The 18,562-nt window shown below is 70.8% G+C and carries 15 protein-coding genes and 1 pseudogene; 12 read left to right on the top strand and 4 right to left on the bottom strand.

Annotated features, from left to right (window positions below; all coding sequences use genetic code 11):
* Nucleotides 1-93: 93 nt before the first annotated feature.
* Genes ACIRVH_RS17385 through ACIRVH_RS17370 form a run of 4 tightly spaced genes read left to right on the top strand, consistent with a single transcriptional unit; the run spans nt 94 to nt 6,707 of the window.
* Nucleotides 94-507 carry an SseB family protein gene (locus ACIRVH_RS17385; RefSeq protein WP_403953630.1) on the top strand — a complete coding sequence of 138 codons (414 nt, stop codon included), beginning with the start codon at nt 94-96 and terminating at the stop codon, nt 505-507.
* Nucleotides 504-1,157, top strand: coding sequence for a hypothetical protein (locus ACIRVH_RS17380; RefSeq protein WP_403953627.1), 654 nt, complete (start codon nt 504-506; stop codon nt 1,155-1,157). Before ACIRVH_RS17385 ends, ACIRVH_RS17380 begins: the two co-directional genes overlap by 4 nt.
* A gap of 2 nt (nt 1,158-1,159) precedes the next feature.
* The gene (locus tag ACIRVH_RS17375) at nt 1,160-5,932 is read left to right on the top strand and encodes a putative T7SS-secreted protein (RefSeq protein ID WP_403953624.1); all 4,773 of its coding nucleotides are present in this window, start codon (nt 1,160-1,162) and stop codon (nt 5,930-5,932) included.
* Between the two features lie 13 nt (nt 5,933-5,945).
* The gene (locus ACIRVH_RS17370; protein WP_403953621.1) at nt 5,946-6,707 is read left to right on the top strand and encodes a hypothetical protein; all 762 of its coding nucleotides are present in this window, start codon (nt 5,946-5,948) and stop codon (nt 6,705-6,707) included.
* Nucleotides 6,708-6,789: 82 nt separating this feature from the next.
* Here the strand turns inward: ACIRVH_RS17370 and ACIRVH_RS17365 are convergent, their stop codons facing one another.
* The gene (locus ACIRVH_RS17365; protein ID WP_403953618.1) at nt 6,790-7,413 is read right to left on the bottom strand and encodes a TetR/AcrR family transcriptional regulator; all 624 of its coding nucleotides are present in this window, start codon (nt 7,411-7,413) and stop codon (nt 6,790-6,792) included.
* Between the two features lie 219 nt (nt 7,414-7,632).
* Between ACIRVH_RS17365 and ACIRVH_RS17360 the strand changes: the two genes are divergently transcribed.
* The 4 genes from ACIRVH_RS17360 to ACIRVH_RS17345 all read left to right on the top strand — a co-directional run bounded on the left by ACIRVH_RS17360 (nt 7,633) and on the right by ACIRVH_RS17345 (nt 13,232).
* Nucleotides 7,633-9,774, top strand: a complete 2,142-nt coding sequence (locus ACIRVH_RS17360; protein ID WP_403953616.1) for an MMPL family transporter — start codon at nt 7,633-7,635, stop codon at nt 9,772-9,774.
* A 46-nt stretch (nt 9,775-9,820) separates the two neighbouring features.
* The gene (locus ACIRVH_RS17355; RefSeq protein WP_403953613.1) at nt 9,821-10,540 is read left to right on the top strand and encodes an LmeA family phospholipid-binding protein; all 720 of its coding nucleotides are present in this window, start codon (nt 9,821-9,823) and stop codon (nt 10,538-10,540) included.
* 302 nt (nt 10,541-10,842) lie between these two features.
* Nucleotides 10,843-12,816: a nitrate- and nitrite sensing domain-containing protein gene (locus ACIRVH_RS17350; protein ID WP_403953611.1), complete on the top strand. Its 1,974-nt coding sequence runs from the start codon at nt 10,843-10,845 to the stop codon at nt 12,814-12,816.
* Nucleotides 12,813-13,232, top strand: a complete 420-nt coding sequence (locus tag ACIRVH_RS17345; RefSeq protein ID WP_403953608.1) for a roadblock/LC7 domain-containing protein — start codon at nt 12,813-12,815, stop codon at nt 13,230-13,232. Before ACIRVH_RS17350 ends, ACIRVH_RS17345 begins: the two co-directional genes overlap by 4 nt.
* 168 nt (nt 13,233-13,400) lie before the next feature.
* On the opposite strand, the pseudogene ACIRVH_RS17340 reads toward ACIRVH_RS17345, so the two are convergent.
* Nucleotides 13,401-13,577, bottom strand: a pseudogene (locus ACIRVH_RS17340) (3-hydroxyacyl-CoA dehydrogenase NAD-binding domain-containing protein); the annotation flags it as partial.
* Entirely contained in the window at nt 13,517-13,906 is a 390-nt protein-coding gene (locus ACIRVH_RS17335; RefSeq protein WP_403953606.1) for a 3-hydroxyacyl-CoA dehydrogenase NAD-binding domain-containing protein, read from the bottom strand. The pseudogene ACIRVH_RS17340 and the gene ACIRVH_RS17335, both read right to left, overlap by 61 nt.
* Nucleotides 13,907-14,055: 149 nt before the next feature.
* On the opposite strand from ACIRVH_RS17335, the gene ACIRVH_RS17330 reads away from it, so the two are divergent.
* The 4 genes from ACIRVH_RS17330 to ACIRVH_RS17315 all read left to right on the top strand — a co-directional run bounded on the left by ACIRVH_RS17330 (nt 14,056) and on the right by ACIRVH_RS17315 (nt 17,227).
* A complete protein-coding gene (locus tag ACIRVH_RS17330) occupies nt 14,056-15,339 on the top strand; it encodes an acyl-CoA dehydrogenase family protein (protein ID WP_403953604.1) in 1,284 nt (427 codons plus the stop codon).
* Nucleotides 15,340-15,420: 81 nt separating this feature from the next.
* Nucleotides 15,421-16,638 carry a CaiB/BaiF CoA transferase family protein gene (locus ACIRVH_RS17325; RefSeq protein ID WP_403953601.1) on the top strand — a complete coding sequence of 406 codons (1,218 nt, stop codon included), beginning with the start codon at nt 15,421-15,423 and terminating at the stop codon, nt 16,636-16,638.
* A 64-nt stretch (nt 16,639-16,702) separates the two neighbouring features.
* Nucleotides 16,703-16,972 (top strand): enoyl-CoA hydratase-related protein, encoded by a 270-nt coding sequence (locus ACIRVH_RS17320; RefSeq protein WP_403953599.1) that lies wholly within the window; start codon nt 16,703-16,705, stop codon nt 16,970-16,972.
* A gap of 36 nt (nt 16,973-17,008) precedes the next feature.
* Nucleotides 17,009-17,227, top strand: coding sequence for an enoyl-CoA hydratase-related protein (locus ACIRVH_RS17315; RefSeq protein ID WP_403953956.1), 219 nt, complete (start codon nt 17,009-17,011; stop codon nt 17,225-17,227).
* Between the two features lie 50 nt (nt 17,228-17,277).
* On the opposite strand, the gene ACIRVH_RS17310 is transcribed toward ACIRVH_RS17315, so the two are convergent.
* Complete coding sequence (locus ACIRVH_RS17310) at nt 17,278-18,540, bottom strand: PucR family transcriptional regulator (RefSeq protein ID WP_403953596.1); 1,263 nt, start codon at nt 18,538-18,540, stop codon at nt 17,278-17,280.
* Nucleotides 18,541-18,562: the final 22 nt, after the last annotated feature.

Below are 18,562 nucleotides of genomic sequence, written 5' to 3'. Positions count from 1 at the left end.
TCCGACCCCGGTGAACCTCCACGAGAACCACCAGCACCTGCCCGCGCGTCCTGATCTGCGGTGCCATCAGTCACCCACGACCAGGGAGGAACCGTGCAGCAGCCGCAGACGGCGCTCGCCCAGCGCATGGCCGAGCGGAGAAGGGGTGACGACGACCCCCGTGCACTGGTGGGCGAGATGCGACGCTCGGTCCTTCTGGTGCCGGTGGCCGGCGGAGGCCTCTGGTCGGTGCGTTCGGGCGGGGTGCGGTGGATCTGCGGGTTCACCGACGAGGCCGCACTGGCCCGGTTCGCCCTGCACCACGCGTCCGGTGAGCAGCCCATGGACTACGCGGCGCTGCTCGGCGCGCGCATCGTGGACGAGATCGTGCCCGCCCTGGCTGAGCCGGCCGGCCTCGCCGTCGACATCGCCACGGAAGACGGGGCGATGTTCTTCCCGCCGGTCGTCGGCATCGTTCCGGACGCGGTCGCCGTGGACACCGGTCGGGCGGCAGCGGTGCGGTCATGAGCGGCGACGGAGCGGACCTGCAGCTCGACAAGGCATCCGTCGCCAAGTTCACCCAGGGCGTCGGTGCGACCATCGAGCAGCTCGGTGAACTCGGCGGCGCCACCGGTTCGGTGATGGGAAAGGGTTTCTCGGAGCTGGCGATGACCGGGATGGAGGCCGGACACCACGGCCTCTCGGTCGACTTCGAGGACTTCTGCGAGCGCTGGGAGTGGGGCGTGCGCGCCCTGGTGCGGGACGCCAGCGAGATCGCGAACCGGCTCGGCCTGGCGGCGGGCACCCAGTGGGAGAACGACCAGTACATCGCGGGCTCGCTCAAGGTGGGCGCCAACTCCGTGTCCGGCGGGAACCCGCACGCCAGTGAGGAGGAGATCGCCAAGCAGGGCTGGGGCGACATCTTCACGCCGGACTATCTGCACCCGGACTGGAGCCCCGAGTCGTTCGACAAGGCCGGTCACGACATGGCGCAGACGTGGAAGGACACCGGCCGCTCCGTTCTCACCGAGGGGCAGGGCGGCCTGCAGTCGCAGATGCTCAACCAGGTCGCGGGCGTGTCCGACGACCAGTGGAACCAGGCACTGGACGACACCTTCGGACCGTCGCCGCAGGAGCGCGCACAGCAGCAACAGCAGGGTGATTCCGGGGGGAACTGACAGTGGGCATCGGCGACTTCATCAGCGACATCACGCCCGACTCGGTCGAGGACGCGGTCGAGGACGGCGTCGAGTGGGTGGGCGACCGGGTCGAGGACGCGGGCAACTGGACCGCCGACCGGTTGCAGGACGTCGGCTGGGAGTCCGGCGCCGACTGGGTGCGCGAGCAGTCCCGTTCGGTCGCCAACCGGCTGGGCGCGGAGGTCGATGAAATGGACCTCGGGCAGACCGAGGACAAGACCAAGCTGATCTACGGCAGTGCGAGCAAGATCAATTCCACCGCGGAGAAGCTCTGCGCCTTCCAGGCGGCCTTCGACGACACCGGCGACGGTCTCAAGGGGCTCGACTCGTCCCGGCTCAAGGGCGAGGCGGCCGACGCGCTGCGCACCGCGGTGGGCATCCAGCCGCCCAAGTGGTACAGCGCCGCCGACGCCTGCGGGAAGGCGGTCGGCGCGCTCGTGGCGTTCGCCGAGACCGTCACCTGGGCGCAGGGACGGGCGCAGACGGCGATCGACAAGTGGAAGGAGGGCGTCAAGGCCTCCGAGGATGCCGCCGACGCCCACCGCAAGAAGGTCGACGACTACAACCGTGCCGTCGACCACTACAACGCCCAGCCCGCGGACAAGCGCGACCCGGCCTCGCTCCCTCCCAAGCCGGCAGAGACGTTCGACGACCCCGGCAAGAAGCTGATGAAGGAGGCTCAGGACCTCCTCGCCGAGGCCCGCAAGCAGCGGAACTCGGCAGCGGAGACGGCGAGTTCCGCGGTCCGCGCCGCCCGCGACATGGCGCCGAAGAAGCCGTCGTACTCCGAGCAGTTGCGCGACGGGTACGAGGAAGTGCAGATCATGCAGGACCACGTCGCCGGCGGCCTCATCAAGGGCACGGCCGGCATCGTGAACTTCGTCCGCAGCGTCGACCCCATGGACCCGTACAACCTCACGCACCCGGCCGAGTACGCGACGTCCCTCAACAGCCTGGCCGCGGGCCTGGTGGTGGCCGCCAACGACCCCGTCGGCGTCGGCACCCAGATGGTCAAGGACTTCATGAAGGACCCGTCCGAGGGCTTCGGCCGGCTGATCCCCGATCTGGTGCTGACCGTGGCCACCGACGGCGGCGGGGCCGCGGTGAAGGGCGCGCGCCTGGCCGAGGATGCGTCCGAGGCGGCGCGGGTGCGCAGGCTGGTGGACGACGCCGAGGACGGGGCCCACCGCCGTCCGGACGGTGAACGCACCACCGACGGCTCCGACCCGGTGGACCTCGCCACGGGTCGGATGTTCCTGCCCCAGACCGATGTCGAGATCCCCGGCATTCTGCCGCTGGTCTTCACCCGTCGCACCGAGTCCGGCCTGGCGACCGGCCGCTTCCTGGGCCCGTCCTGGTCGTCCACGGTCGACGAGCGGCTGGAGATCGACGCCGTCGGCGTCGTCCATGTCACCGCCGACGGCCTGCTGGTCACCTATCCGCATCCGGTACCCGGCGATCCCACCCGGCCGCGGTCGGGCAGGGCCCGCACGCTGCTCGCCCGTGACACCGACGGCGCCTACGCGCTCACCGACCCCGACTCGGGCGTGGTCCGCCACTTCGCCGCCCCGGCGGACGCCGAACCCGGCGGCGACGGAACCGCCTGGCTGTCCGGAATCACCGAACGCAACGGTCACGGCATCACCGTCGACCGGGCCGAGGACGGGTTGCCGCTGGCCCTCGTCCACTCGGCGGGGCACCAGGTGAGGCTGACCACCGCGGACGGCCGGGTGACCGCGCTCTCCCTGGCCGGCGCGGCAGAGGGCGGCGCGGACCTGCCGCTGATGGGCTACGGCTACGAGGACGGCGATCTCACCACCGTGACCAGGCCGTCCGGCGCCGCCACCACCTTCCGCTACGACGAACGCCACCGGGTCGTCGCCTGGATCGACTCCAACGGACGCCGCTACGACTACGTCTACGACGACCGGGACCGGGTCGTCGCCGAGGGCGGCGAGGCCGGCCACGTCCAGATCACCCTGGCGTACACCGAACCGGATGCCGCGACCGGCCACCGGACGACGGTCCTGACCACCGCCGACGGCCGGGCCACCCGGCATCTGGTCGGTCCGGGCTGCCACATCCTGGCGACGACCGACGCGCTCGGCCACACCACCCGGTTCCGCCACGACAAGAGCGGCAACCTGCTGTCCCGGACCGACCCGCTCGGCGCCACCACCGGCTTCGCCTACGACGAGGAGGGCCGGCTGGTCTCGGCCGTGCGTCCGGACGGTTCCGAACTGCGTGTCCGGCGAGGTCCGTTCGGGCTTCCCGTGGAGGTCGTGGGGCCGGACGGTGCCCGCACGGCGTACGGGTACGACGAACGCGGCAACCGTACGACGGTCACCGACCCGGCCGGCCACACCACCCACTCCGCCTATGACGATGCCGGCCGGCTCACCTCGGTCACCGACACCCTGGGGGACACCACCCGCGTGGTGTGCGACGCGGCGGGGCTCGTCGTGGCGGTGACCGACCCGTCCGGCGCCACCACCCGCACCGAGCGGAACGGGCTCGGCCGCCCGGTCCGCGTCACCGGCCCGACGGGCGGGGCCACCCTGCTCGCCTGGGACGCGGACGGGTGGCTCGCACGCCGCACCGGCCCGGGCGGCGACACCGAGTCATGGACCTACGACGGCGAGGGCAACTGCCTGACCCACACTGACGCTTCCGGCGGCGTGTCGAGCTACGCCTACACGCACTTCGACCTCCCGCTCGCCGGCACCCGCCCCGACGGCGGCCGCTACGAGTTCGAGCACGACAAGGACCTGCGCCTCACCCGGGTCACCAACCCGCAGGGCCTGACGTGGAGTTACGAGTACGACGCGGTCGGCAACATTGTGTCCGAGACCGACTTCGACGGGCGCACCCTGACCTACCGCGTGGACGCCGCGGGCCGGCTCACCGAGCGGGTCGACGCCCTCGGCGGAACCATCTCCTTCGAGCGCGACCGGCTCGGCCAGGTGCTCCGCAAGGACGTCGACGGGCGGGCGACGACCTACGCGTACGACCGGGTGGGCCGCCTCTTGGAGGCGGTCGGCCCGGAGAGCGAACTGCGCTACCAGTACGATCGCCGCGGGCAGGTCAAGACGGAACTGGTGGACGGCCGCCCGCTCGTGTACTCCTACGACGGCCTGGGGCGGCGCATCCGCCGGACCACGCCCACCGGCCATGTCACGTCCTACGCCTACGGTTCCGACGGACTGCCCCTGCGGCTGACCACGGGCGGCCGGCGGGTCGACTTCACCCACGACGCCGCCGGCCGCGAGCTGGCCCGCGCTTTCGGGGACGCGATCACCATGACGTCGGCCTGGGACGAGGCCGGTCGGCTCGCCGCGCAGCACATCACCGCCGCGGACCGGGCGGTCAACAGCCGTGCCTACGCCTACCGCGCCGACGGGCATCTCACCTCCGTCGCGGACCGGCTGTCGGGCACCCGCACCTTCGATCTGGACCCGATGGGCCGGGTCACCGCCGTACACGCCCCGGGCTGGACGGAGCGGTACGCGTACGACGACGCGGGCAACCAGACCTCGGCGACCTGGCCGGAGGGGCATCCGGGCGGTGAGGCGACCGGTGAGCGCGCCTACAGCGGCACCCGGATCACCCGCGCCGGAGGCGTCCGCTTCGAGCACGACGCCCTCGGCCGGGTCACCGTGCGGCAGAAGACCCGCCTCTCCCGCAAGCCCGACACCTGGCGCTACGAGTGGGACACGGAGAACCGCCTCACCTCCGTCACCACCCCCGACGGGACCCGGTGGCGCTACCGCTACGACCCGCTGGGCCGCCGCACCGCGAAGCAGCGCCTCGCTGCCGACGGCGAGAGCGTGGCCGAGGAGGTCCGCTTCACCTGGGACGGCCTCACCCTGTGCGAGCAGACCAGCCACCGGCCGGACGCCCCGCACACGGTCGCCCTCACCTGGGACCACCGGGACGTCGTGCCCCTGGCCCAGACCGAGCGCATCCTGACGGCCGACAGCAGCCAGGCGGAGATCGACCGGCGGTTCTTCGCCATCGCCACCGACCTCGTCGGCACGCCGACCGAACTCATCGACGAGTCGGGCGACATCGCCTGGCGACGCCGGAGCACGCTCTGGGGCACCACCGCCTGGGCCCGGGACAGCAGCACGTACATCCCGCTGCGCTTCCCCGGCCAGTACTACGACCCCGAGACCGGTCTCCACTACAACTGCTTCCGTCACTACGACCCCGAGACCGGCCGCTACACCTCCCCGGACCCGCTGGGCCTGGCTCCCGCGCCGAACCCCGTGGGCTATGTCGACAACCCGTACACGGGGTGCGACCCGCTGGGCCTGATGCCCAAGTACACGAAGGAGGAGAAGGCCCAGAAGGCCAGGCAGGACGCCCTCAAGGCGATGGACGAGGTCATCGAGAGGGCGCGGGCCGGCGGGATGAAGAAGGCCGGCAACTACCACGCGCACGACCATGGCTTCACCGAGGACATGGTCATGGACGTCCTCAAGAACCCGGACGCGGTCTACCACTCGACGGCGGGCAGCGGAAACCTGATCTTCCGTAAGGGTGAGGACATCGTGGTGGTCCGGGCCGACCGTACCGGTGCAGGCAATGTCATCACGGCCTACGGTTCGTCCGGCATCAAGGGTCCTTCGGGTGCTCAGGCGCTGGGCGGCCTGCCCACCGATCCCGGCAGTCCGATCACGCACGCAGACGTGGTGGAGGGCAGGATTCCGGCCAAGAACGGTTTCATGGCTCCCGCAGAGCAGGTCAGATGAGGTGGCATTCACCATGAGGATCACCATCGACGACGGCTGGACCGCGACGGTGACGGGCGATCCGCTGCGCAGCACGCCACGTTTCGATTTCCGGGACTTCCGTGTGCGCATCGCGCCGTACGCCACCGTCGAGGAACGCGGGCAGTTCCTTCTGGACACCTTCGGCAGCCAGCCGTGGCTGTGGGACACGCCTGACGAGCTGCGGTTCGATCAGGCCGGCCGGGAACTGGTCGGCGCCGAGTTCCAGATCCCCGGTGCCGAGGCCGCCGATGCCGAGGACTCTGCCCGCGTTCCCGCCACACCCCTCGTCCACCCGGGCGGTCTGCACGCGGACAGGGCCGAGGACTTCCGCCTGGAGGTGACCTCTGAGCTCTGCCGTGCCCCCGGCGACGCCGTGCTGACCTGCCTGCGTGACCTCGACGTCCTCGACGAGCCTCTTCAGGCCCGCGTCGGCATCGCCGACGACGTGGCGCTCCTGGTCCAGCACGGCGCCGTCGTCGGCTGGAGCCTCACGGATCCCGTGCGGTATCTGACCACCGGCTTCGCCGCCCACGACCCGGCTCCCCCCGTCCCGGTCACCCGGCTGCTGTTCACCGCATGCCTGGACGTCATCACCACGCCGCTGTTCGACGAGGTGCGGGATCGGAACCCGGCCGCCCTGGCCCGGCTCCGGGAGATCCACGAGGCCCTGCGCGCCCAGCGCGAGGACCGGCACCGCGCCGACGCCCTGCTCTCGCTCATCGGCGACCTGGTGGAGGACTACGGGGACCGGTGATGATCAGCCGGGGAGGCTGAGGCGCACCCGGCGCCGCGGGGTGTCGCGTGCGCCACCACCTCCTCCGGCATTCCACCCGTCGTCACGGCCGCTCGGCAGAGCCGATCTCGCGCAGCATCCCGAAGGCCCGCAGGAGGGGCGCCGGGCCCGTGTCGGTGATGCCGGACGCGCGGCGCGCCCGGCGGGTCCGCAGGACGGCACGCACCGCGGAGAGAGCGGCGCAGGCGATCACGGCCGCCTTGAGGTCGGCGTCCGGAGTCTCCGGCGGCAGCCTGCGCCGGACCAGGACGGTGAGCCGCTCCTCGAAGTCGGAGAAGGCCTGCACCAGGCGGGCCGTGACGACGACCTCGATGTCCTCGAGCGGGTGGCTGAGGGCGGTCAGGGTGGAGGCCGCGAACGGCTTGGCCGCCTCCAGCAGGGCGTTGCACACCGCGTCCAGGGGCTCCTCGTCCGCCGGACGCTCCAGCAGAGCGTTCTCGACGTAGGCGAAGATCTCGACGCCGTCCGGCAGCAGCAGTGCTTCCTTGCTGTCGAAGTAGCGGAAGAACGTGCGCGCGGAGACGTTCGCGTATGCGGCGATGTCCGCAACCGTCGTGGCCTCGAAGCCGCGTTCCCTGAACAGGCGTGCGGCCCCTTCGAGCAGCAGGCGCCGCGTCTCCTCCTTCTTGCGTTCACGCAGTCCAGCAGGGGTGATCTCACTCGGCATGGGTCGAAGCCTCCGCCATGGTGTCGTGGCTGTCAATTGGCACGCGTGTCACGCGAGAGCTGTCGCAGACGCAAAGTGTCATGGATGCCAATTGTCATTCGTGCCACTTCTTCTCTAGAGTTCGTGTCACTCGTGACACTTTCCTTGGAGACCACGGTGCCCCGACCCTCACAACACCCCCCGGCGCCGGCCGACGCCGGCACCGATACGCGTCCGCCGGTGAAGACCGCCCCGGTACCCGGCGGACTCGGCCGCCTGGGCGGCTTCTGCGCCCGGCATCCGGCCACGGTCGTCGCCGCCTGGCTGCTGGTCCTCGTTGCCGCCCTGGTCGGGCGGCACCTCGCCGCGCCCACCTTCAGCGACCAGGTCAGCCTGCCCGGCACCGCCTCCCACACCGGCACCGACCTTCTCGCCACCTCCCTGCCCCAAGCGGGCCGGCCCAGCGGCAGAGTCGTCTTCCACGTCGGCTCCGGCACCGTGGCCGACCAGCGGTCCGCCCTCGACCGAACCCTGACCGAGCTGCGCGACCTGCCCCACGTCACCGCCGCTTCCGCCCCCGTGACCAGCGACGACGGACGCACCGCGTACACCACCGTCTCCTTCGACGAGCAGCTGAAGAACCTCGGCCACGACTACACCGGGCGACTCGACACGGCGACGGAGCCCGCCCGGGCCGCAGGGCTGGGCGTCGCGTACGGCGGCGACCTCGAACAGGTGGTCCGGGAACCGGCCGACGACAAGCTGAGCGAGGGCGTGGGCGTCCTCACCGCCCTCGTCATCCTGCTGCTGGCCTTCGGCAGCGTCCTCGCCGCGTTGCTGCCGCTGGCCACCGCCCTGATCAGCGTCGGAGTCGGCCTCGGCGTCGTGGGCATCGTCGCCGCCACGCTGTCGTTCGCGACCTCCGCCACGACCCTCGCCGGCATGATCGGCCTGGGCGTCGGCATCGACTACGCCCTGTTCCTGACGACGCGCTTCCGCCAGGACCTCATGGACGGACGAGATCCGGTCGACGCCGCGGCCCGCACGGCGCACACCAGCGGACGCGCCGTTCTCATCGCCGCCCTGACCGTGGCCGTCGCCATGCTGAGCCTGTACGCGTGCGGACTGAGCTTCATCGGCAAGATAGGGCTGGCGGCCACCCTCGCCGTGATCGTGACCGCCGCGGCCGCCCTCACCCTGGTCCCGGCGGCCCTGGGCCTGGTCGGCAGACACATCGACCGGCTCCGCCTGCGCCGCCCCGTCGCCGAGAGCGGGGGAGCCCGCGACGGCTGGCACCGCTACGCGGAACTCGTCGCCCGGCGCCCGTGGACCTTCCTGGCCGTCGGCCTCGCCATCCTCGGCGTGTGCTCCGTACCTCTGCTGTCCATGCGCCTCGGCCACGTCGACGCCGGCGCGGACCGACCCGGCAGCAGCACCCGCACCGCGTACGACTGGATCGCGCACGCCGACGGCCAGGGCTTCGGAGCGGGGGCGAACGGCCCGGTCGTCACCGTGGTCGACGTGAGCCACGCGAGCACACCCGTCGACCGGATCTCGAACGACGTGACCGCGGCGCTGAAGGACACCCACGGCGTGGCGTCCTTCACCCCCGTCAAGGCCAGCGCCGACGGAAAGGTCCTCGTCACCACGGTCACCCCGACCACGGGCCCGCAGGACGCCGCGACCGCCGACCTGCTCGACACCCTCTCCGGGCGAACCCTGCCGAAGGCCCTCGACGGCACGGGCGCCGCGGCCTATCTCACCGGCAGCGTGGCCGGCCAGGCCGACTTCCGTGACACGGTCGGCGAGCGGCTCCCGCTCGTCATCGGCATCGTCCTGGTCCTCGCCTTCCTGTTGCTCATGACCGTCTTCCGCAGCGTGGTGATCCCCCTCAAGGCCGTCGTCCTCAATCTCTTCACCACCGCCGCGTCCTACGGCGTGCTCGTCGCCGTCTTCCAATGGGGCTGGGGCGACTCACTGCTGGGACTGTCCGAGCCCGTGCCCATCGAGTCGTACGTCCCGATGATGATGTTCGCGATCGTCTTCGGGCTGTCCATGGACTACGAGATCTTCCTGCTGTCCCGGATCGCCGAAGCCTGGCATCGCACCGCCGACAACCGGCTCGCCGTGGGGGAGGGGCTGTCCGCGACGGCCCGCGTGATCTCCGCCGCGGCCTTCATCATGACCGCGGTGTTCCTGTCGTTCACCTCCTCGCCGACCGTGGTGGTGAAGATGCTCGCCCTGGGGCTGGCGATCAGCGTGATCGTCGACGCCACGGTGGTCCGCCTGATCCTCGTGCCGTCCGCCATGTTCCTCATGGGCAGGGCGAACTGGTGGCTGCCCCGCCGACTCGACCGCGTCCTTCCGCGCCTGCACGCCTGACCACCCCGTCCGTCCGCCCACCGACCGATTCGGAGCAAGTGAGCACGTGGCCCTCAACCTTCGGAACAAGCCCCGCATCCTCGCCGCGGTCAGCGCGGCACTGGCCGCCCTGGTCTGCACGACCGATCTCCTGGTCGAGCACAGGACCGAGGAGCGGATCGACATCCAGGCGTCGCGCCAGCTGAAGCCGGAAGGCCCGGTGCACGCCGATCTCACCACGCCGCTCGCGGGGCTGCGCACCCTCGGCGGGGAGATCGGCGACGTCGAGCTGACCGCCAAGGGCGTACGCCGTCAGCACGCGGTGATGGACGTGACCGTCCGCCTGAAGGACGTCACGACGGACGGCGACAGCGCCGGCGGTACCGGGACCGCCACCGTCGGGTACGACCAGGTGAGCCGCCGTATGGGCGCGCTGGGTGACGGCCTGACAGCCGGTGGCCAGGACGGCGATCTGATCCTCGGCGGGAGCGTCGGCCGCCTCGGACTGCCGGTCACCGTACGGGCCAAGGTGTCCACGACCTCGCACGCCTTCACCGTCACGCCCACCACGGTCACCGTTCTCGGCCGCAGTATGTCGGTCGACGACCTCGACGCCCTGCCGGCCGCCTCCGGGCTGCGGGACAAGCTCGAACCCCGGACCGTTGCCGTCACCGGACTGCCCCATGGCGTCGCGCTCACCTCGGCGCACACCGCCGACGACGGCCTCGTGCTCGCCTTCTCGATCGCGGCCGGCCCGACACCGGGCGCACGCGGGGGAGCCGCCTGACGGCGCACCCCCGGCGTCGCCTTCCACGCCGGGTCGGCCGCGGTCACAGTCTCCTCGCCCGCGGTGTGAGGGTGGCGCAACCGAACGTCCCCTGCGGCCTTACGGGTCGGAAACCGCCCGGGGCGGCGGTCCGGCTAGCTTCGTGACGTATGAGGGTGTGGGAGCCGTTACGGCCGCTGCTCGGCAGGCTTGGCGCAATCCGCAAGGGCAGGTCGGACAAGAACAGTTCAGGAAGCCGCCAACACGGCCGAACCGCTCCGGGCCGGCGGTCGATACCTGGCTGGCGCAGCATCAGGGGCCGGGTGGCGGTGGTCGTCACGGTCCCGATCTGTCTGCTGCTGGCCGTGGCGGGTCTCGCGGTGCACGACCGCGTCGAGGACCTCGGTGATGCCCGGACAACCCGTGCCGAGGTCGGACTCAGTCTGCGGATCCAGGCCCTGGTGCACCAGCTGCAACGCGAACGCGGCCTGACCAACGGCCTGTTGGGAGGCGAGAAGGCGTTCCGCCCCACGCTGGACGCCACGCGCACGCGCGTGGACACCACGCTGCGCGCCATGCGAGGTGACAGCGCCGTCGAGGGTGTCGTCCGACGGAACCTGGGACGTCTCGCCGACATCCGTGCAGCCGCCGACCGGGGCACCGCCGACAGGGCGGCGACCCTCACCTTCTACACCGACGCGGTCGACGCCCTCGACGCCGTCGACCCGGTCGCGGAGACCGCGACGCGCGCCGACCGCCGACTGGGCGACGGGCTCGCGGCACTGCGGGAGCTGGCCGCGGCCAAGGAGTCCGTCGCTCTCGAACGCGGGCTCCTCAACGGCGTGTTCGCCGAAGGCGCCTTCCACGGCCGCGAGTACCTCACCTTCACCGAGGTGCGCGCCACGCGCGTCGCCGCCCTGACCCGCTTCCGGCACGTCGCCACCGCACCTCAACGCGCGGCCCTGGAACGGGCCTTCGCAACCGCGGACGCCCGACGCGCCCTCGACTACGAGAACCGGGCGGACGACGCCCCCGACGGCTCCCCACTGCGCGCCGACGCCGGCACCTGGTGGAACGCGATGACCGTGCTCGTCGACGATCTGTACGCCGTCCAGCTGTCGGTGGGGCACGACGTACGGGACCGGGCCGACGGGCTCAGCCACGAGGCCGAGACGGGCCTCGCCGCCCACCTCGTCGCGGGAACGCTCGTGGCCGTCCTGCTCGCGGGCCTCGCCGCCTTCGCCTCCCGCTCCCTCACGCGCCCGCTCGGTGCGCTCACCGAGACCGCCCACGACGTGGCACGGCACCGACTGCCCGCGACCGTCGCCCGTATCCAGCAGGCTCCGCAGGATCACATGGAACTCCTCCTGGCTGCGGACGCCCCCGACCAGCGCGATGCGCGGATGCTGGGCGGCGCGACGGAGATCACCGAGGTCGCAGCCTCCCTGCACCAGGTGGAGCGCACCGCTCTCCACCTCGCGGCCCAGCAGGCCGGGCTGCGCCGCAACACCACCGAGTCGCTCGCCAATCTCGGACGCCGCAACCAGAACCTCGTGCGTCGTCAACTCGCTCTCATCACCCGTCTGGAACGGCAGGAACTCGACCCGGACGCCCTCGCCGAGCTCTTCGAGCTCGACCACCTCGCCACCCGTATGCGGCGCAACGCCGAGAACCTGCTGGTCCTCGCGGGGCAGAATCCGCCGCGGCCCACGGCGGCACCGGCCGACGGCCTCGAAGTCGTCCAGTCCGCCGTCGCCGAGGTGGAGCAGTACCGGAGGGTGCTGATCGCGCCCGTGGAGCCGGTGCGGGTGCGCGGACACGCCGTCGCCGATGTCGCCCATCTCCTTGCCGAACTCATCGAGAACGGACTGACCTTCTCGCCGCCGACCGAACCCGTCGAGGTGCACGGCTGGTACGACACCGAGGACGCCACGTACTGCTTCGCCGTGGTCGACCACGGCGTCGGCATGTCCGAAGCCGACAAGGAACGCGCCCACGCCCGCTTCTCCGGCTCCGGCGAGGAGGCCCTCCTCGCCGCGCCCACCCGGTTCCTCGGCCACCTCGTCGTCGGCCGACTCGCCCACCGCCTCGGTGAAGGCACCCAGGTCCACCTCTTCGACACCACCGGCGGCGGTCTGTCCGCACTCCTCGCTCTCCCCGGGCACCTGCTCGCCCCAGCGGAGGATCCCACCGCCTCCTCCCAGCCCGCCCGGCCCGCCGTCTCCTCCCTGCTCAACGGCTTCAGAGCAGGTGTCGCCCGTGGCGAGGCCCGCACCACTCAAGGAGCGTCATCATGACCACCGCCGTGCAGAGTTTCGGCTGGCTCATCTCGGAGTTCGTCCGCACCGCCGACGGCGTCACCGACGCCGTCGCCGTCTCCTCCGACGGCCTGCTCATGGCCGCCTCGGACAACCTCGGCCGAGACCGCGCCGACCACCTCGCCGCCGTCGTCTCCGGCATCACCAGCCTCGCCCAGAACGCGGCGACGGCGCACGGCTTCCACGGCATGAAACTCGTCATGATCGAGATGCTCGGCGGCTTCCTCATGGTCGGCCGCATCCGCGACGGAAGCTGCCTCGGCGTCCTGGCGGCCGAGGGATGCGACGTCGGTCTGGTCGGCTACGAAATGGCTGTCCTCGCCGACCGCGCCGGCGAACTGCTCACCCCGCAGCTGGTACGCGAACTCCACTCCGCGCCCATGACCGCAGGGTAGGCGGGGCGCGAACGGCTGTGCGCGGGCGGCCGTTCGACCGGGCCCAGCCCCTCGTTCCGGTCGGCAGCACCGCACGGGCGATGCCGGTGAGGTTGCCCTGTCCTCCTTCTTGAGGTGGATCGGTTTCTTGCCGATCGCGGCGTAGAACGACATGACGTCCCGGATCGTCTGCGGAGCGGTCCTCGTTCCGCCGACGACCTCGGCCGGCGGGACGATGTGCGGTGGGTTGAAGGGATGACCGATGACGGTGCGTTCCGGACGCCGGCACTCGGCCTGGATGACGCTCATCGTGATGCCCGACGAACTCGACGCGATGATCGCGTCCGGCGGCCTCGCGTCGTCGATGTCGGCGAACAGCTTGACCTTGAGCTGCGGGCGCTCAGGTGCGTTCTCCGGTCGAAATCGGCGTCCGCGAGGGCCTGACGCAGGTCCGCGGTGAAGCTCAGGCGCTCCGGCGAGGCATCGGGCGCGAGCCCGATCGAGGCGGCCGCGTCCCATGCCGCCTCCACGTACGACCGCAGGGCCGTCTCCGCGGTGGGGGAGGTGTCGGTCGTCATGACGTCGAAGCCACGGACGAGATAGTGCGTCGCCGAGGCGGCACCTATGGTGCCGGTCCCGACGATCGCCACACGGTGGACTGGCTTGTACGCGTTGAAGGCCGTGCCGTAGCGCAAGGCTGACGCGCAGGGGCCGTCGGGCGAATTGGTATATGGACACCAAATCGGAAGGAAATGTGGTGTTCCGCGCCCAGTGGCCGCGCCCCCGCCCGCTCCTAGCGTCGATCTCACTGACGCCATCGGGTTCCGATCGGAAGGAGCGGCAGATGAAGGCGACTCACGGCACGGCGGCCGGCTCGGGCCAGAGCCTTCTGGGCGGGGTCGGCCCTGCCGGGAACGGGCATGTGGTGGAGCCACCGGTGCTGGGCGGACCCGAGCACTCCGACTACTACCTGCTGGGCGACCTCCTCACGGACGAGCAGCAGACCCTCCGGCACAAGGTCCGCGACTTCATGGACCAGGAGGTCATCCCGATCATCAACCCCTACTGGGAGCGCGCGGAGTTTCCGCACGAGCTGGTGCCGAAGCTGGCGCAGCTGGACATCGCGGGCCTCCAGCTCCCCGGCTACGGCAGCGCGGGGATGAGCAACGTGACGGCCGGCGTCGTGATCTTGGAGCTGGCCCGCGGCGATCTGAGCATCTCCACCTTCCTGGGTGTCCACTCGGCCCTGGCCATGGCCTCCATCGGACTGCTGGGCTCGGAGGAGCAGAAGCAGCGCTTCCTGCCGCCGATGGCACGCCTGGAGAAGATCGGCGCCTTCGGCCTGACCGAGCCCGCGCACGGCACGGACGTGGTCAAGCTGGAGACCAGCGCGCGCCGGGACGGCGACTCCTTCGTCCTCAACGGTCACAAGCGGTGGATCGGCAACGCGACCTTCGCCGACTACGTGATCATCTGGGCCCGTGGCGAGGACGGGCACGTGGGCGGCTACGTGGTCGAGAAGGGCACTCCCGGTTTCGACGCCCAGGTCATCACGGGCAAGACGGCTCTGCGCTGCGTCCAGAACGCCCAGATCACCCTCACCGACGTCCGGGTGCCCGCCGAGAACCGGCTGGCGAACGCCAACACCTTCCGCGACACCGAGAAGGTCCTGCTGGCCTCGCGCTTCTGCGTGGCCTGGGAGTCGATCGGCGCGGCCATCGCGGGCTACGAGACCGCCCTGGCGTACGCCAAGCAGCGCAAGCAGTTCGGGATGCCGCTCGCCGCCTACCAGCTCATCCAGTACCGGCTGGCGCGGATGCTCGCGGACATCACCGACATGGTGTGCATGCAGTACCGGCTGAGCCAGTTGCTGGACCAGGGCAAGTACTCGATGCCGCGCGTGGCTCTGGCCAAGATGCACTACACGGAGCGCGCCCGCGCCATCCTCGCCGACGCCCGCGACATGCTGGGCGGCAACGGGATCATCCTCGACTACCACGTGGCCCGGCACCTGTGCGACATCGAAGCGATCAACACGTACGAGGGCACCGACACCGTGCAGGCGCTGATCGTCGGCCGGGACATCACGGGATTCAACGCCTTCCTGCCGGCGACTCCGGGCCACTGACCCGGCACCCATCGCGTCGGCGCCCACGGTCGCGGGAGCGGCCACCGGCGCCGCGCGGGAGGTGCCGAGAGAGGATCTGTCATGGCGAACACGCCCCTGCTGGAGGGACTGCACGTCGTCGACCTCGCGAGCTTCATCGCCGGGCCCGCCGCGGCCGCCATCCTCGGTGACTTCGGCGCCGACGTCGTCAAGGTGGAACCACCGCGCGTGGGCGACGCGTACCGTTCGCTCAGCCGCATGCCGCCGAACCCTCGTGTCGAGGGGATCAACTACCCCTGGCAGCTGGACAACCGCAACAAGCGCAGCATCGCACTCAATCTGAAGTCGCCCGGCGCCAGGGCCGTGGTCGAGCGGCTGGCGACCTGGGCGGACGTGCTGGTGACCAACTTCCCGCCGCGCACCCGGGCCAAGCTGGGACTGGACTACGACGACCTGGCCCCCCTCAACGCCCGGCTGATCTACGCCGATGTCACAGGTTTCGGCGAGCAGGGGCCGGACGCGCACCTGCCCGGGTTCGACGTGACGGCGTTCTGGGCGCGCAGCGGCCTCATGGACGTGACGCGCCAGCGGGACGCGGCGCCGGCCATCAATGCGTTCGGATCGGGCGACCACCCGACGGCGATCACCCTGTTCGCCGGGATCATGACCGCGCTGTACCGGCGGGAGAAGACCGGTCAGGGTGCCCGCGTCACGGCGTCGCTGGTCGCCGAGGGCGCCTGGGCGGCCGGCATGTGGCTGCAGGCCGCGCTGGTCGGCGGGAAGGCCCCCCACCCGGCCGACCGGTCCGACCCGCCGAACGCGCTCGCCAACGTCTACCGCACCGCGGACGACCGCTGGCTGCTGCTGGCCTTCGCCAACGAGGACAAGCAAGTCCCACTGTTCCTGCAGGCCATCGGCCACCCCGAGGCGGCACGGAACCCGCACTACGTCGACTCGAAGAGCCGTCGTGCCCACGCCGCCGAGATCGCCGGCGTGCTGGACAGGACGTTCGCGACCCGCTCGCTGGCCGAGTGGCGTGAGCTGCTCGACTCCGCGGGCCTCACCTACGGAGTCGTTCAGACGCTCGACGAGTTCGCCCACGACCCCCAGCTCGTCGCCAACCGGATCCTCGTTCCGATCGAGGACGGCAACGCCGAGCCGCACCTGACGATCGACAGCCCCGTGCGACTCGACCAGGAGCGGAAGGTCCCGGCACGCCCGGCACCTGACCTGGGCGAACACACCGAGTCCGTGCTTCGGGACCTCGGCTACGACGATGCCGGGGTGACAGAACTGCGCAAGGCGGAAGCGATCGACTGAGGACGCATCCCGAACAGCGGAGAGGGGAGACGGGAGAACCGGGAGGGAGAAAGGAATCACCGCTGTGAGCGCGGCCACTGGCACCCCAACGGTGCGCACCGAGGAACGAGACGGCATCTTCGTGATCACGATCGACCGGCCGAAGGCCCGCAACGCCATCGACGGAGCCACCGCCCAGGCACTGGCGGCCGCCGTCGACCACCTGGAGTCCCGCGACGACCTGCTGGTCGGCATCCTCACCGGGGCGGGCGGCGTCTTCAGCGCGGGCATGGACCTCAAGGCCTTCGCGGCCGGGGACAAGCCCGTCGTCGAAGGACGGGCTTCGCCGGCATGACCCGCGCCCGGATCAGAACCCCAACCGGGCCAGGCCCTGAACCGGGCCCTGGAACTGGCCACCAGCATCGCCCACAACGCGCCCCTGGCCGTGGCAGCCGTGAAACAGGTCGTCAACGAGCGGAGATCCTTCTCCGACCGGGACGCCTTCGCGGAGCAGGACCGGATCGTCGCGCCGGTTCTGGCGTCCCACGACGCACAGGAGGGCGCCCACGCCTTCGCGGAACGGCGTGAACCGCACTGGCAGGGCCGCTGACCCCCGCACCGCGAGAAAGGGCACCCGACGATGACCGAGGCGTTCTCAGGTCATTCGGGGTCGGAGCGAAGAAGCGTCGAGCCGAGGTACTGCACGGCGCGCAGCGCGACCTCCAGATCGGTGTGCCCTTTCTGGACCGGGCGTCCCATGATTTCCTCGGCTTTCCGGATTCGGTACTGGACGGTGTTCTTGTGCAGAATCTGAGCGCTGGCGGTGGCGGTGTAACTGCAGCCGGAATCCAGGAATATGTGCGCGGTCTCCCGCAGCCGTGCGGAGTTCTCGTCGTCGACGGCCAGCGGACCCAGGACGCCCCACACCCAGGTGCGCATGTCGTCGATGTTCGTGGCCATCAGGGCGATGGGAGCGACGGTGGAGAAGTCGGTGAACCGGCGGGCCGGATTCGCCGCTGCCGCGAGTTCCTGTGTGCGCAGTGCCTGCCGGTGCGTGGACCGGAATCCCTCGATGCCGTACCCGACGTCCCCGGCGCAGACGTGCACGGAGGGCTCGCTGCGCTCGACCACGTTCGACACCTCTTGCCAGGAGACGTCGTCGCGCGAGCCGATCGGCAGCCAGGCCCAGGACAGCACCGCGTCCCGGGGGACGAACAGCGGCCGGGCGGGGCAGTCGAGCTCCCGGGCGATCTCGCAGGTGATCCGGTCGAGTCGGGCCAGTCCGGCTCCCTCGTCCGTCAGCGTGGGCAACCAGACCACCAGCCCGAGGTGGTTCTGCCGGAGGCGGTAACCAAGAGCCGGTTCGGCCCAGTTGAGGTCGACGTCCTTCTCGTCGAGGATGTCCCGCACACGCGCGGCGCGCGCGGCGCTCTGACTGAGCAGCCAGTGATCGCGTTCCTGTTGGTAGGTCACGATGACGTGCTCGGTCACGCGGTCGATGTAACCGAAGCTCACCTGCAGCATCCGCTGGTTGGTCGCGGCGTACAGCTCGTGGTCGGCGCCCTGCCGGTTGAGCTCGTCCAGGCACCACTGCAGAAAGCGCCAGTGCCCGATCCTGTACGCCCTGGTCATCGCGCTGAGGGGGACATCCCTCTGAGCGAGTCTCCTGGCGTACTCGAAAGCGGCTGCGGGGCCCTCGACGTTTTCCAGGGAAATATCGTTCTCGAAAACGTGCAGCAATGTGGCGATGTTTTCCTCGCAGCTTGCCTGCAGGATTTTGACGACGGTTGTGTCACCCCGGAGATCGGGGACCTCGGCCATGACGTTGTCGACGACGTCGCGGCCGACCTCCGAAAGGTGCGCCTCGACGTTCTCCGCGACCACGGACAGTTGTTTCGCGGCCTCGGGATGCTCCGCAGCCATGGGCCAATCCTACCGGGCGGCT

Origin of the sequence: Streptomyces sp. NPDC101165 (assembly GCF_044768135.1) — a bacterium.
Lineage (GTDB): Bacteria > Actinomycetota > Actinomycetes > Streptomycetales > Streptomycetaceae > Streptomyces.
This window is presented reverse-complemented; position numbering and strand designations above follow the sequence as displayed.